Annotated in this window: 9 protein-coding genes; 3 read left to right on the plus strand and 6 right to left on the minus strand. The window is 68.8% G+C overall.

Annotated features, from left to right (window positions below; genetic code table 11):
- Positions 1-28: 28 nt before the first annotated feature.
- Entirely contained in the window at positions 29-289 is a 261-nt protein-coding gene (locus tag OG584_RS14010; RefSeq protein ID WP_405778156.1) for a WXG100 family type VII secretion target, read from the minus strand.
- A gap of 1,260 nt (positions 290-1,549) precedes the next feature.
- On the opposite strand from OG584_RS14010, the gene OG584_RS14015 reads away from it, so the two are divergent.
- Positions 1,550-2,161 (plus strand): DUF3592 domain-containing protein, encoded by a 612-nt coding sequence (locus OG584_RS14015; RefSeq protein ID WP_405778157.1) that lies wholly within the window; start codon positions 1,550-1,552, stop codon positions 2,159-2,161.
- 121 nt (positions 2,162-2,282) lie between these two features.
- Entirely contained in the window at positions 2,283-2,543 is a 261-nt protein-coding gene (locus OG584_RS14020; protein ID WP_405778158.1) for a WXG100 family type VII secretion target, read from the plus strand.
- Positions 2,544-2,657: 114 nt separating this feature from the next.
- Here the strand turns inward: OG584_RS14020 and OG584_RS14025 are convergent, their stop codons facing one another.
- The 3 genes from OG584_RS14025 to OG584_RS14035 all read right to left on the minus strand — a co-directional run bounded on the left by OG584_RS14025 (position 2,658) and on the right by OG584_RS14035 (position 10,810).
- A complete protein-coding gene (locus OG584_RS14025) occupies positions 2,658-7,133 on the minus strand; it encodes an FtsK/SpoIIIE domain-containing protein (protein WP_405778159.1) in 4,476 nt (1,491 codons plus the stop codon).
- Positions 7,134-7,493: 360 nt separating this feature from the next.
- Positions 7,494-9,743, minus strand: coding sequence for a serine/threonine-protein kinase (locus tag OG584_RS14030; RefSeq protein ID WP_405778160.1), 2,250 nt, complete (start codon positions 9,741-9,743; stop codon positions 7,494-7,496).
- A 254-nt stretch (positions 9,744-9,997) separates the two neighbouring features.
- Positions 9,998-10,810, minus strand: a complete 813-nt coding sequence (locus tag OG584_RS14035; protein WP_405784056.1) for a menaquinone biosynthetic enzyme MqnA/MqnD family protein — start codon at positions 10,808-10,810, stop codon at positions 9,998-10,000.
- A 373-nt stretch (positions 10,811-11,183) separates the two neighbouring features.
- On the opposite strand from OG584_RS14035, the gene OG584_RS14040 reads away from it, so the two are divergent.
- Positions 11,184-11,387, plus strand: a complete 204-nt coding sequence (locus OG584_RS14040) for a cold-shock protein (protein WP_008738468.1) — start codon at positions 11,184-11,186, stop codon at positions 11,385-11,387.
- A gap of 178 nt (positions 11,388-11,565) precedes the next feature.
- Here the strand turns inward: OG584_RS14040 and OG584_RS14045 are convergent, their stop codons facing one another.
- Positions 11,566-13,452 (minus strand): AMP-dependent synthetase/ligase, encoded by a 1,887-nt coding sequence (locus tag OG584_RS14045; RefSeq protein WP_405778161.1) that lies wholly within the window; start codon positions 13,450-13,452, stop codon positions 11,566-11,568.
- A gap of 64 nt (positions 13,453-13,516) precedes the next feature.
- Complete coding sequence (locus OG584_RS14050; RefSeq protein WP_405778162.1) at positions 13,517-14,767, minus strand: acetyl-CoA C-acetyltransferase; 1,251 nt, start codon at positions 14,765-14,767, stop codon at positions 13,517-13,519.

Consider the following 14,767-nt stretch of genomic DNA (forward strand, 5'->3'; position numbering starts at 1 on the left):
TTCCTCGCGGGACCTGACCTCAGCACGTCTACCTCTTGGGATTCTGCAGGTCCTTGGCGGACTGGGAGGTTTTGTGCGCCTCCTCGCGCAGTGATGTGGCAACCGTCGTACAGGTGGTGCGCCAGCTCTTCAGCTTTCCACGCACCTGATCCGCGTTCGGCCCGGACCACGTCTTCATCCCCGAAGTGCTCTGGGCGTGGGGCGGATCGACCAGCGAATCGATGTGGTCGGCCAGCGATCTCAGAGACGCGGCCCGCGAATTCAGTTCCTGGATATCTGGATTACCCATAGCAGCCTCCCCCGCTGTCACAACAGACTGCCCGCAAGCATAGACAGACCCCAAGGGACGGCAAACTAAAGCCCAAAGAGGTGCACAACCCGGCGTACGAAGTAGCTCATGCGCCCCTTCCAGTGTGTGCACCACCCGCCCGCCCCTCCATCGCATGGTCCATACCTGAATTACCTGCCGTGCGGTTGCGTCCGCTGTTGCAAACGGCACCAGCCGTGTACCTCGGTGATAGCAGGCGGGATCACAGTGCGGATCTCAGCCGCTCAGCGATGTAGTGCCGAAGTTCCGGCACGGCTCGACTGATCGTCACAAGATCATCAAGACCTGAACACGGAGACGTCCGGCAGCACGGGCTACTCGGAGGGCCTGAAGGCCGACCGGTTCGGCAGTGGCTGGGAGAGCATTCACCTCACCATCGATAAGTGGGACGATATGCCCGCCTGTGTGCACAATCCGGGGCCACCAGGGCCAGCACCGGCGCTTCGATGCCATCGAACATTCCGGCTGGTCTCCGATGGATGACCGTGTACGCGGGATCGGCCGCCGTCCGGCCTTCCTCTTTGCGCTGATGGCAATCCTGGGATTGCGCCTGAGGCGTGCGGCTTTGTGCACGACTCTGGCCGGGCCAGCTCCAGCCGGAGACCCTTTCCATCGCCCGGGACCCGTCGGCCTGGATGTGGATGCTGGGGTTGACCACCAGCAGCCGCCGCTGGAACTGCGTCCCTCCAAGGGGCTCCAGCTGCGGCTGCGGCTGCGGCTGCGGCTGTTCATTCCTTGCTCCAGGCTGGGGCCCACCGCGAGGCCGGTGTTCCGTCATCACCCGGGCCCATCGGCGACTCGGGCCGGGCCACACCGGAGCCGGCCCCGCATGTCGAGCGTGAACTCCTCTTCGCCATGGGGGGAATCACTCTCTGGCGGGCAGGTCCCGGCCCTTCAACCCGTGCCCGAAGCGTTCACTCTCGACATGCCCACGCTGCTGTACCAGCGGGACTGCCGAGGGAAACACGCTCGGCATGTCGAAGGGTAGTCAACGTCGCTGTTTTACGGTCCTGTTGGTGCGCCCGAGCCTCTGGAGGAGATACTGTCTCCGGCGCCTCACGAGTGGCCGTATCAATGATCGGTAGCAGCTATCCGAGCTAGCCTCCCAAGGGCGCCAACACGGCAAGCAGCACAGCAAAGGCTGTGGGGCCTGACGTGGATGGGGCTGCATCCGTCGCGGGCAGCACCGTATCCGGATGTTTTTCATGAGGAGGGCGAGGCATGAGAAAGAAAAAGCGTCCGCCGGGCCAGTGGCACGCCCCGCCGAAGTCTGCCCGCGACGTCGAATTTACCGAGAATCTCCGAAACTGGGCGGCCCGTCCTCCGCTCCCGCAGTATCGGCTCATCCTGGCTCTTCTGGGACTCTTCGTGCTCTGCGGCGGGATGTGCGCCGGATTCTTGGTGCCCTCACACGTGTTGGTGAATGATCTGCGCTCCAGAGGAGTGACGACTCCCGCGAAGGTCACTGCTGTGGATAAGAACCCCAGGTACGTGAAAGTTCAGTTCTCCGGACCCAGCGGTGTCACCAACACAAACCTGTCAGAAATCTCTGGATCGCTCCCTGAAGCCGAACCCGGAACTTTACTGATCATTACCTACGATCCCGAACATCCATCCCGGGTGCTTACGCAAAGCTGGGTCAGCGACCCTCCGCTGATAAACCTGCCGGTGCTCCTGAGCGCCGGTCCGGCGCTTCTCTTTCTGGTGGGCGCCGTCGGACTCACCCTGCGTCGGCGCTGGGTCTTGCACACCTTCGGGCCACCGCCGGACACAGAAATCATTTCCAGCACGGAAAAATCGGGCAAACCTTCCATACGGCTCACCAAGTCCTGATCCCCCAACTCCGCCCAGCCGGAAGCCCGGAGGGGCTTTACGGGAACTGCCTGCTGTGCGGTAGCGTCCACTGTTGCAAACGGATAGTCCGTTTACCTCAGTGACAACGGGGAGGATCGCGATGGATCGCGGTGCAGATCTTAGTCAACTTCGGGACTTGGCCAAGAAGTTCCAGCACAGCTCGGGGGATCTCCACACCCTCATCAAGCACCTGAACACGGCGACGGCCAGTAGCACGGGTTTCTGGAAGGGCCCCAAGGCCGACAACTTCCGCCATGACTGGGAGAGCGTTCGTCCCACCTTCGAGAAGTGGGTCAAGACGCTGGAGGACGCCCACAAGTCGGCGAACACCAGCGCCGACAACATTGAGGGCGCCACCTGATCACGGTTGACCGTGCGAAGGATGCCGGGGCGGTCACCTGATCAGGTGACCGCCCCGGCATTCTGTTGTCCGGGAGTCCGGCTCCGCCCGCATCACGGGCCGGAAGAGCCGGACTCAGCCCCGCATCACGCCCTGCACCGGTGTCATCGTCCCGCCCATCACCAGCAGGCCGCTGCCCACCGGCCCGGCGCCCGCGTTCGACGGCAGTCGGACGCTGAAGAGCTCGCCCTCCTGCGGGGACTGCGGTGTCAGCAGCAGGCCGTTACGGTTCTTGCGGGCCTCCGTGGCGAAGCCCCGGTACTGCGAGGACAACGAGTCCGTGGCCCCTGCGGCGATCAGCCCGTGGTCGCCGTCCGCGCCCTTCTTGACGACTGTCTCGAGCGCCTCGTCCAGGTTGGTGTCGTAGAGCAGTTCCGCGTCGTCGACCACCACCACGTACGGACGGCCCTCCGCTTTCTCCAGCAACTCCTCCAGATCGTCCTCGCGGTGCTCCCCGTTGAGGAGACCCAGCACCCCCGGCCGCCCCTCCAGCTCTCGCAGCGGCGAGCGGCGCGGGGTGATGAGGACGAGCGGAGTGCCCCTGGCCAGCAGGGACTCCGCGGCACACACGAGAGAGTTGGAGCGCCCCGACTTCGGCGGGCCCGCGATGATGAAGCCGGGACCCGACTCCACCAGGTCGACGCCCATGGGCCGCAGTTCGTCCCCGCCCACGCAGAGCAGCGCCCACAGGGGCGACTGCGGGGCTGCTTCCGGGTTGAGGGCCAGCGCTTGTTCCGCGGTGATGCGCGCGGGCAGGGCGTCCACCCGCATCGGACCGCGCCCGGCCGGGAGCCTGCCGTACTGCACCTGTACGGCCTCGGCGATCTCCCTCAGCTTGCGAACCTGTGCCTGGCCCGCCGGGTCTGCGTCGAGCAGACCGATCTGGGTCTCTTCGACGCCGGTGTCCGTGATGCGCAGAGCGCGCCCCGGCGGCATGTTCTTCGGGACCTCACGCGGGTGCAGGCCCGCCATGCCGTAGTCGTTCGGATCGGCGAAGCGCAGGACGAGACGGTCCATGAAGGCTGATGAGACGTTGCCGCTGAGACCCGTACGGTCGGCGGTCATGACCACCTTGATCCCGGCGGCGGAGCCCTCGCGGAAGATGCGCTGCACCTGCTCGATCAGCTGTCCGTAGTTGTAGTTCTCGAAGGTGGAGACGAACCCTTCCCAGCTGTCGAGCAGCAGCACCATCCACGGCAGCCGGTCCTCCGGCGCCGCCGCGGCCCGCTGCTCGGCGGCGCTTGAGGCACCCTCCATGGCGAGCATCTGCTGGCGGCGGGCGATCTCGCGGAGCAACCGGTCGATCAGCCGTCGTACACGTTCGGGTTCGTCGCGGTTGACGACGGCCCCGACGTGCGCCATCCGCACCAGTGGCAGCAGCGCGTTGGAACCGCAGTCGATGGCGTACACATGGACGTCGTGCGGTGACGTCTGCCGGCCGATGGCTCCGCCCAGGGTCCGCAGCGCCGTCGACCGGCCCGACCTGGCGCCGCCGACGAGCAGTGTGTGCTCCCCGTGGACGAGGTCGACAGCGAGTGGCTTGCGGGCCTGCTGGGAGGGCAGGTCGGTGAGGCCGTAGCCGATCGGCGGGACATCCTCGTACACCGCGGTCGGGTCCTGGAACCCGGCCAGTTCGTCAACGGTGACGTGTTCGGAGAGCGGCGGCAGCCACGGGCTGCGCGGGGCGGGGAAGCCCATCTTCTCCGAGCCGGACCGGACCGCGTCGACCAGTACGGCGAGGTCGGTGACCATCGTCCCGTCGTCGTCCGCCCCGGCCGCCCCCCTGGGTGCCGGGCGGCTGTACATCGGCCAGGTGAGCGGGGCGAGGGTGGCCTTGGGGCCGCTGCCACCGGTGGCGGGCCTGCGGCCACCGATACGTGCCGACTGCACGCCGACGAGTGACTGTGCGCCGGAGCGCACATAGGCGCGGCCGGGGGTGGACTTGGCGATGGCTCCGGCGTCCGCGGCGTCGATGACATCCTGTGACTCGGACCCGTCCGTCACCCGCAGGGCGATCCGGAGGTTGGTGTTGGCCCGGATGTCGGCACTGACCACACCGGCCGGGCGCTGGGTCGCGAGGATCAGGTGCACACCGAGCGAACGGCCTCGCCTCGCGATGTCGACCAGTCCCGCGATGAAGTCGGGGAGCTCGGCGACCAACGAGGCGAACTCGTCGATGACCAGCACCAGTCGGGGCATCGGTTCGAGCTCCGGGCGGAGCTTGCGGGTGTCGTTGTAGTCCTCGATGTCCTTGGTGCCGGTGTTGAAGAGGATCGTCTCGCGACGGTGCAGTTCGGCGGCGAGCGAGGCCAGGGCCCGCTCGGTCAGATGCGCGTCGAGGTCGCTGACCATGCCGACGGTGTGGGGCAGACGGGCGCAGTCCATGAAGGCGCTGCCGCCCTTGTAGTCGATGAGGACGTAGTTGAGGGCGTCGGGCCGGTTGGCCACCGCGAGGGAGGCGATGATGGTCTGGAGCAGTTCGGACTTACCGGCACCGGTCGTCCCCGCGACGAGCGCGTGCGGTCCGTCGCGCCGGATGTCCAGGACGAAGGGCCCGTCCGCCGCCACCCCGATCGGGGCTGCGGTCGTGGATCCGCCCGCCTGCCAGACCCGTTCGATGTCGTCGCCACTCGGGTCGGGCATGCCGAGGAGGTGGAGCAGCCTGGCCGCGGTCGGCAGGGCGCTGTCGGCGTCGTCACGGCTGACGTCGCGTACGGGCGCGAGGGAACGGGCCAGCAAATCGCACCAGTCGGGGGCGACTTGGTCGGCCAGCACCTCACCGGCCACTTCGAGGCCGGAGCCGCGCAGCCTGACGTGCGCCGCGGAATCAGGGGTCCAGGACACCACGGCCCGGCACTCTTCGGGGAGCAGCCGCTCGTCCTCGTCGACGCAGAGCGCGAAGATGCCGAGGGCCGGGCCCTCCTGGAGGAGCTGGGGCACCCCGGCCATCCGGCGCAGCAGCCGTGCGCCGTCGAGTACGAGGAGGATGTGCGGGTCGATCCCGAGGGCTCCGGCCATACCGCCCGCGTGCTCCCGTGCGGCCTTGCGGCGGCCGAGTTCGTTGAGCAGTTCGTTGACCCGCCGGGCGACGGCCTCGGGCTCCGATCCGATGAGGGCGACGCAGTCCTGCCCCTGCTGGGGTGCGGTGTGCGGGATCCAGTGCGCCCAGTTCCACTCGGTGGCCGCGTCGGGCGCCGAGGACAGGACGACCAGGGACAGTTCGCGCGGGCTGTGCAGCACCGCCGCCTGTACGGCGAGCCAGCGCGCCGATGACAGGGCGCGCGGACGGTCGCCCGCGATGCCGACGACCCTCAGCTCGGGGAAGGGCAGTGTGATCGGTACGTCCGGGATACGGGGTGGTTCCGGGCCCTCGTCCAGAAGATCGCTGCGCTCCGCGACGAGTTCGATGTCGGCCACCGCGGTACCAACGCCGATCCGCAGCTTGAGGGCGTCCGGGTCGGTGAGCCTGCGCTCCCAGAGCCGGCGGCGCGGGCCGGTGGCGAAGAGCAGGATCTCGGCCGGGTCGGGGTTCTGGGCGCGCAGCCGGACTTGCTCCTCCTTGCCCGCCCTTACCAGCTCGGCCTCGTACGCGGCGACGTCCTTCTTGTACTGCTTGGCCGAGGTCTTGTTCTTCTTCTTGCCCTCGCGGTTCTCGCTGATCCACTGGCCGAGCATCATCACCGGGCTCATCAGGCAGAACATCAGCATGTAGATCTGCTTGGTGACGAAGTACATGCCGAGGCCGAAGAACAGCGGCATGAGCGTCGCGATCAACTGGAAACGCGCGCGTTCGCCCTTGGAGGGGGCTTTGGGGACGACGATCCGGGCGCGGGGCCTCAGTGGCGAGAGGCGCGGGGGCCGGTTGTAGGCGAGGCCGCCCTCACCGGTGTCGGAGAGGTGTGCGTCCGGTTCGCCGACCTCGTCGAGCACGAGGAGCGAGTCCCCGATGCGGACGACTCCGCCCAGCGGCCAAGCCTGTTCGGCCGTGACCGGTGCGTCGTCCAGCTGGACGGCCACACCGGGCTGAGGTGTGATGGTCGCCCGGCCTTGTACGTCGATGGCCAACCGTGCTGCGAAAGGCTGAAGTTGTCCGTCCGCGACGGACAGGGTGCAGGTGGGGGCCGAGCCTATGGTGGCCGATCCGGCAGCCAGCCGGACCACTCGGCCGGAAGCGGCTCCGGCCGCGACCCGCACTTCGTAGCGTCCTACCGGTTCGCCCCGGCGCAGCAGTGGCCCGATCGAGTCGTCCACGGAGATCCGCATGCCGTCGCGCAGCACGGAGCCCACCGGAGTACGCGGATCACAACGGTTACCGTCCGTCCAGAGGGTGGGCGCCGCAGGGACGTGGCCGGTGTAGCCGAAGCGGGGGTCGAGGGTGGTTCCCGGCATGGGTACAACGACGGAGGGGACAGCTTCGTGTGCTTGCTGCGGCACGCCCCGTGTAGCCGCGAGTACTTCCGCCACGTCGCCGGCGGTGGCCGCGTCGTCCGTGTTGACCAGGACGTCCTGCGGCCCCTCCCCCTCCCGTACGACAGTCACCAGCACTCGCATGGTCGTCTTCCTCCCTGCCGGCCCTCGGTGGCCTGCCGGCCGTGGGTGGCGTGCTTGTCGTATAGGTTCACTGAGGCTAATGGTTGCGAACGCGGGCAGGAACACAAGCTCGTGCGGCATCGGACGCGGACCGGCGCGGTGTCCGAGCGGATGCCCACGCAGCCGAGGGGCACGGTTGCCGCTCAGCGGACCAGATCAAGAAGCCCAGTAACCCGCGCATGGTTTCGGAGGCGGACGTCCCGTAGGGCGAATCGGCGCCGGCTACCTCGTGGAGGCGGCATCTTTACGCTCACCAGAGGTCCCGGCCGCCCGTAGCTGCCGGTTTCGTGGTCGCGGCAGGCGTGGCCGGAGCCACACTGGCTACACCGCCGGAAGGGCGTACAGCTCGTTGCCATGTGCGGCCATCAGCCGGGCGCCCGCTGCCGCGACACGGTATCGGTCGTCAGCGCTGCGGCCGTCGTTGTACGTCCAGCGCAGGCGCCCCGTCTTCGCGTCGATGGCGTAAATGCCGCCACTGTCGAAAACCGAGCCCGCGTACAGGGTGTCGCCGACCTTCACTAGATTGTCCGAGAAGGGCTTGTGGGCAAGGTCGGGGCTCATCCATATCTTCTTGCCGGTCTTCGGGTTGATGGCCCAGACCCCGGTGTCGTAGTCGAAGGCATAAGCCACCCCGTCGAAGACGAACGGAGGCTCGAATCCCCGGCGCCCGTTGGGAGGAAGCGTCCAGAGAGGACGTCCCGACCTGAGGTCGAAAGCGCGCATTGTCTTTCCACTGACCATGACAGTATTTCCGTGCACCGCGACCTGGTTCGCCGGGGTATCGTCGCCGACCTTCTTGCTCCACAACTGCCTGCCGTTGGCGCTGTTGCGTACGGTGAGGTTCCTCTGTTCGTCCGTATACACGAGGCAGCCCGGAACCACCGTCAGCGCAACGGTACCGTTGGCCGTTCCCGCGTCCCGCGGCTTCTGCCAGGCGAGTCTGCGGGTCTTGATGTCGATGGCCACGATCGCGGTGAGGTTCTTCCTGGGGTCGTTGCTCTCGATCTCCGCGATGCTGTAGATCCGTTCCTCATCCGCGCCGATGGGGGCTTTCGCATTCAGTTTCCCTCCGAGGCTGGCGCGCCACCCCTCCTTGCCGGTCTTCGCGTCGATACCGACGAGCGTGCCGTCGTATTTTCCGCTGCCGCAGAAGAACATCCCTCCCGAGGCGACAATTGTCCCGGCTGCCCCCTCCAGATCTCCCGTCTTCCATAGGCGAGCACCGGACTTCACGTCGAAACCTTGCATCGCATTGCCACTGATGACCGCGGTGTCTCCAATAACGCGCGGCGGGATGTCGTAATCGAGATTGTCGTTGCCCGGGGTCTTGTGCCAGAGCGGCCGCGGCGCGACTCCGTTGGGCGGAGTCGTGAAGACCTCGGGCTTCTCCGTCGGCTTCGCGTCAGGAGTCGTACCGCCGCCGTGGGTGGCCAGCCAGGCTCCGCCGCCGCCCACCACCGCGACGCCGACGGCGCTGCCCGCCGCTATGCGGAAGAACCGGCGGCGGCTCGGGGCTGCGGGCGCGGAGGTGTCATCCGGCCTGTTCGTCAGGGTCGGGATCGGTCCGAAGCCCTGGGGGGCCGCAGCCGGGAAAGCCGTAGCAGTCGGCAAGTGCGGGGCGGCACCGGCAGCCCTTCCGGTCTCCGCCCCCGTCGGCAGCGGCGCGTTGCCCTCCGCCGGGGTTTCGAGGTCCAGGATGCGCGACGCGTGGGTGGCGATCGTCGAGGAGACCGCCGAGGGGAGCCAGTCGGCGAAGACCTCGCCCGTGTTTCCCGGATCGAGTGACTGGAGGATCTCCACCGGGGTCGGGCGCTGCGCCGGGTCCTTGGCGAGGCAGGCACGGACCAGGCCGGTCAGCATCTGGGGAACTCCCGTCAGGTCCGGCTGGGCGTGCACCACCTGGTAGAGCATCGTGGCCGGGGCGACCGCGTCGCCGAACACGTTGCGCCCGGTCGCCGCGAAGGCGAGGACGACACCGAGCGAGAACACGTCTCCCGCTGTTCCCACGTCCTGCCCCATCGCCTGTTCCGGCGGCATGAAACCGGGCGACCCGACCACAACTCCCGTCTGCGTCAGACGGTTTCCGTCCACCGCGCGCGCGATGCCGAAGTCGATGACGCGCGGGCCACCCGCGGCGAGCAGCACGTTGGACGGCTTGAGGTCGCGGTGGATCAGGCCGGCCGCGTGGACCTCCTGCAGCGCCGCGGCGAGACCCGCGCCGAGTGCCCGTACGGTGTGCTCGGGCAGGGCCCCATGGGCCTCGACGACGTCCGTGAGGTCCGGGCCCAGGACGTACGCCGTTGCCAGCCAGGGCAGCGGCTCGTCGGGGGCGGCGTCGACCACCGGTGCGGTGTAGCGGCCCGAGACCCGGCGGGCCATGTCCACCTCGTGGCGGAACCGTTCCCTGAACGCCGGGTCGGCCGCGAGGTCCTGGCGCACCACCTTCACTGCGACGGTGCGTCCGCCGGGTGAGCGGGCCAGATACACCCGGCCCATCCCGCCCGCGCCGAGCCGGCACAGCAGCCGGTAGTTTCCCAGCGTTCGGGGGTCTTCCGGCTGCAGCGGGTCCATGTCGGTGATCCTTAGGGTGTCTGCTTGTCAGGCACGGTGCCCCCGATACCATAGAGAGTGCTGCGCGACGGGATCCGCCCAAGGTCGGCAAGCAGGGCGATTCCGGCCGCCGCCGAATTCCGGGCCTCGCTGTGGACGGACGAACGCGTCACAGCAGTCGACGTGTGGCGACCCAGGTCACGCGGCCACGGCCCGCATGAGCACCAGCACCGTTCCCGCACGCCGAGGCGAACCCAGCGCAACCGCAACCGCCCTCAGGAACCCAGCAGTTCGACGTGCACGTCGGAGGGGAAGCCCGTCGTGGTGCCGACCCGCCTGGCGAACTCCCTGACGCCTTCGAGCTGGTCGGGGCCGAAGCGGAAGTCCAGCGTCGTGAAGTAGCGCTCCAGCAGCTCCGCGTCGAAGACCTCCCAGTGCGCGGCCTGCTCGGCGACCTTGGTGACCTCCTCGAGCGACACGTCCCGGGAGGACAGGAACGCCTCGTGGACCGCCTTGACCACCTCGGGCTCGCGCGCGGCGTAGTCCTTGCGGGCGGCCCAGACCGCGAAGACGAACGGCAGCCCCGTCCAGTCCTTCCACATCTGGCCCAGGTCGTGCACCTGCAGACCGAGCTTGGGGGCGTCGTGCAGCGCCGCACGCAGTGCCGCGTCGCCGATGAGGACCGCCGCGTCGGCCTCCTGCATCATCACGCCGAGGTCGGGCGGGCAGCGGTAGTAGTCGGGCGTGACCCCGTACTGCTCGGCGAGCAGGAGCTGCGCCAGCCGTACGGAGGTGCGCGAGGTCGAGCCGAGCGCCACCCGTGCGCCGTCGAGCTGCTCCAGCGGGCCCTTGGAGACGATCACGCAGGACATCACGGGGCCGTCGCATCCGACGGCCAGATCGGGGAAGGCCACGAGGTCGTCGGCGTTCTTGAGGAACTCGACGAGGGTGACGGGCGCGATGTCGAGGTCGCCCCGGACCAGCTGTTCGCTGAGCTTCTCGGGGGTGTCCTTGGTCAGCTCCAGGTCCAGCAGGGTGCCGGTACGCGCCAGCCCCCAGTAGAGCGGGAGACAGTTCAGGAACTGGATGTGCCCGACACGGGGCCGGCTGCGACGGTGGTCGGCTGCGGCGGGTGCGGGGACGTTTCCGGTGGCGTGTCCGGCGACGGGTGCGGTGGCCTGTTCGGCGTTTGAATTGTCCACATCGTGAGGCTAGACCCGCGTTGTACGCTGGAGAACGCAGGGTGGTCCGTCAGCCTGACGCCCGTCGCTCAAACGCCCGGGTGGAGTGATCTTCACCTCTATCGCGTGCGCGCGGGCGCGTGCTAGGCTCGCCGCAAGTTGCAGTTTGGTTTCCCTTGCAGTACAGAGCCTGCGGAGCATGTGACCCGCAGGCTTTTGTAGTTTTCAGACTTCTTAGCAGGTTCTGGAGCAGGGCAACCCTTTGGCCCAAGGAGGGCTTATGGCTACCGGAACCGTCAAGTGGTTCAACGCTGAAAAGGGCTTCGGCTTCATCGCCCAGGACGGCGGCGGCCCGGATGTCTTCGTCCACTATTCCGCGATCAACGCGTCTGGTTTCCGCTCGCTCGAGGAGAACCAGCTCGTGAACTTCGACGTCACGCAGGGCCCGAAGGGTCCGCAGGCGGAGAACGTCACCCCGGCCTAGTTGCTCGGGCCGATCGGATCGCGGTCGGGATAGCACCACCCAAGGAGCCCCCTTCCGTACGTTTTCGTACGGTCGGGGGCTCCTGCCTTTTTCCGGATGACCGGGTGCACGGGTGGTCGGGGGCGCGCCGGTACCCCGCGGGTGCCCGGCCCCGGCTGACTCCGGTACAGCTCCTCGGTTACTTCCGGTAGAGCTCCTCGATCTGCTCCTCGAAGTCCTTGGCTATCGCCGCGCGCTTCAGCTTCAGGGACGGGGTCAGGTACCCGCTCTCCTCCGTGAAGTCCACCGGGAGTACGGCGAACTTCCGGATCGACTCCGCCCTCGACACCAGCCGGTTCGCCTCGTCGACCGCGCGCTGCAGAACACCCCGCAGCTCCTCGTCACCGACCAGCTCACGCATCGGGACACCCGACTTCTTCCGCATCTGCTGCCAGTGGGCGATGCCGTCCGGCTCCAGGGTGATCAGCGCGGTGACGAAGCTGCGGTTGTCGCCGACGACCATGCACTGGCCCACCAGCGGATGTGCCCGCAGCCAGTCCTCCAGGGGTGCGGGCGCCACGTTCTTGCCGCCCGACGTGATGATGAGGTCCTTCTTACGGCCGGTGATGCTGAGGTAACCGTCCTCGTCCAGCGCGCCCACGTCGCCCGTCGCGAACCACCGGCCGGGGCCGCCCGCCCCGGAACTCTCCTGGAGCCCGCTGTCCCAGTAGCCGTTGAAGACCTGCCCGCCGCTGAGCAGCACCTCACCGTCGTCGGCGATCCTGACCGCCGTACCGGGCAGCGGCCAGCCGACGGTGCCGAGCCGGGGCCGCTGGGGCGGGGTGACCGTCGCGGCGGCCGTCGTCTCGGTGAGGCCGTACCCCTCGAAGATCTGGATTCCGGCGCCCGCGTAGAAGGCCGCGAGCCGGTGGCCGAGCGGCGAACCGCCGCAGATCGCGTACTTCACCCGGCCGCCGAGCGCCGCCCGTATCCGCCGGTAGACCAGCGGGTCGTACAGGGCACGGGCCAGCCGCAGCCCCGGACCAGGACCGGGCCCGGTGCCGTGCTCAGCGGCCTCCAGCGCCTCCCCGTACCGCTGGGCGATCCTCGCCGCACGGTCGAAGGACGACGCACGGCCCATCTTCTCGGCGGTGGCGCGGCCGGTGTTGTAGACCTTCTCCAGGACGTACGGGATCGCCAGCAGGAATGTTGGACGGAACCCGGCGAGATCCGCCAGGAGGTCCTCCGTACGGATGCTGGGCGCGTGTCCCAGGCGTACCCGGGCCCGCATGCACCCGATCGCCACCATCCGGCCGAAGACGTGCGAGAGCGGCAGGAAGAGCAGCGTCGACGCCGGGTCCTTGCTCACCGACTTGAAGACCGGGTGGAGCAGCTCGACCGCGTTGTCCACCTCGGCGAAGAAGTTGGCGTGGGTGAGGACACAGCCCTTGGGCCGGCCCGTCGTGCCCGATGTGTAGATCAGGGTGGCGACGGAGGACGGCGAGCGCCCGGCCCGGCGTTCGGCCACCGCCTCGTCGGGTACGTCCCGGCCCGCGTGCTTCAGGATGCCCATGGCCCCCGTGTCGAACTCCCAGAGGTTCGCCAGGGCGGGCAGCCGGCGGCGCTCCACGCTGATCAGCCGCGCCTGCTCCTTGTTCTCGACGGCGCAGGCGACCGACCCGGAGTCCTGGAGTATCCAGCGGGCCTGGAAGGCGGAGGACGTCGGGTAGACCGGCACGGTGACCAGGCCCGCCGCCCAGGCCGCGAAGTCGAGGAGCGTCCACTCGTAGGTGGTGGCGGCCATGATCGCGAGACGGTCGCCCGCTTGGAGGCCCGCCGCGATGAGCCCCTTGGCGACGGCCTGGACCTCGACGGCGAACTCCATGGCGGAGACGTCGGTCCAGCTGCCGTCCTGCTGTTTTCTGCTGAGGACGGCCTCCTCGGGCGCCTGGTGGGCGTTGTCGAAGGGAATGTCGGCGAGCGAACCCTGGACGACGGGGCGGACCAGCAGGGGCACGGACACCTCCCGCACCACCCCGTCCAGACGCCGCTTGTGCGGTTCCAACTGCTGCACTGACACGGTCACTTGCGGCTCCTCATGTCGTGGTACGTCAGGTCGCCGGGGCCTGCCCTGACGGGCCCCGCGACGGTCAGGGGCGTTCGATCACCGCGGTCACGCCCTGGCCGCCCGCCGCGCAGACGGAGATCAGCCCCCGCCCGGGAGCGTCCCGCTCGGCGAGCAGCTTGGCCAGGGTGGCGACGATGCGGGCGCCGGTCGCGGCGAAGGGATGGCCGGTCGCGAGCGAGGAACCCGCGACGTTGAGCTTCGCCCGGTCGACCGGCGGGAGGCCCTGCTTCTCCCAGGCGGCCAGGGTGGCGAGCACCTGGGAGGCGAACGCCTCGTGGATCTCGTACAGATCGAAGTCGTCCAGGGCGAGGCCTGCGCGCTCCAGCATGCGCGGGACGGCGTACGCGGGTGCCATCAGCAGCCCGTCGGGGCCGTTGACGTAGTCGACGGCGGCCGTCTCGTACAGCGTCAGGTACGCCAGCGGTTCGTGGCCCCGCTCACGCGCCCACTCCTCGCTCGCCAGCAGGACGGTCGCCGCGCCGTCGGTGAGCGGGGTCGAGTTGCCCGCCGTCATGGTCGCGCCGGGCTCCTGTGCCCCGAAGACCGGCTTGAGCGTGGCGAGTTTCTCCACGGTGGAGCCGGGGCGCAGGTTCTGGTCCCGGGCCAGCCCCTCGAAGGGCGTCACCAGGTCCTGGAAGAAGCCACGCTCGTACGCGGCGGCCAGCCGCTGGTGGCTGGTGGCGGCCAGCGCGTCCTGCTCGGCGCGGCCGACGGCCCACTCGCGGGCGGTGCGCGCGGCGTGCTCCCCCATCGAGAGCCCGGTGCGGGGTTCGGCGTTGCGCGGGATGTCCGGGACGAGGTGTCCGGGGCGGATGCGGGAGAGCGCCTTCAGCCGGCCGCCGGCGGACTTGGCGCGCCGCGCCTCCAGGAGGATCTTCCGCAGCCGGTCGTTGACGCCGAGCGGCGCGTCGCTCGCGGTGTCCGCCCCGCCGGCGATCGCCGAGTCGACCGCGCCGAGCGCGATCTTGTTGGCGGTGGCGATGACGGCCTGCAGCCCCGTACCGCAGGCCTGTTGGATGTCGTATGCGGGCGTGCGCGGATCCAGGCGCGAGCCGAGCACCGTCTCCCGTGCCAGGTTGAAGTCGCGGCTGTGCTTGAGCACGGCGCCCGCGACGAACTCCCCGACCTGCTCGCCCTCCAGGCCGAAACGCTCGACCAGCCCGTCCAGCGCCGCCGTCAGCATGGTCTGGTTGGACACGGTGGCGTACGGGCCGTCCGAGCGGGCGAACGGAATGCGGCTGCCCCCGAGTACGGCGACCTTGATGGGCATCAT

Source organism: Streptomyces sp. NBC_00859 (genome assembly GCF_045161865.1).
Lineage (GTDB): Bacteria > Actinomycetota > Actinomycetes > Streptomycetales > Streptomycetaceae > Streptomyces.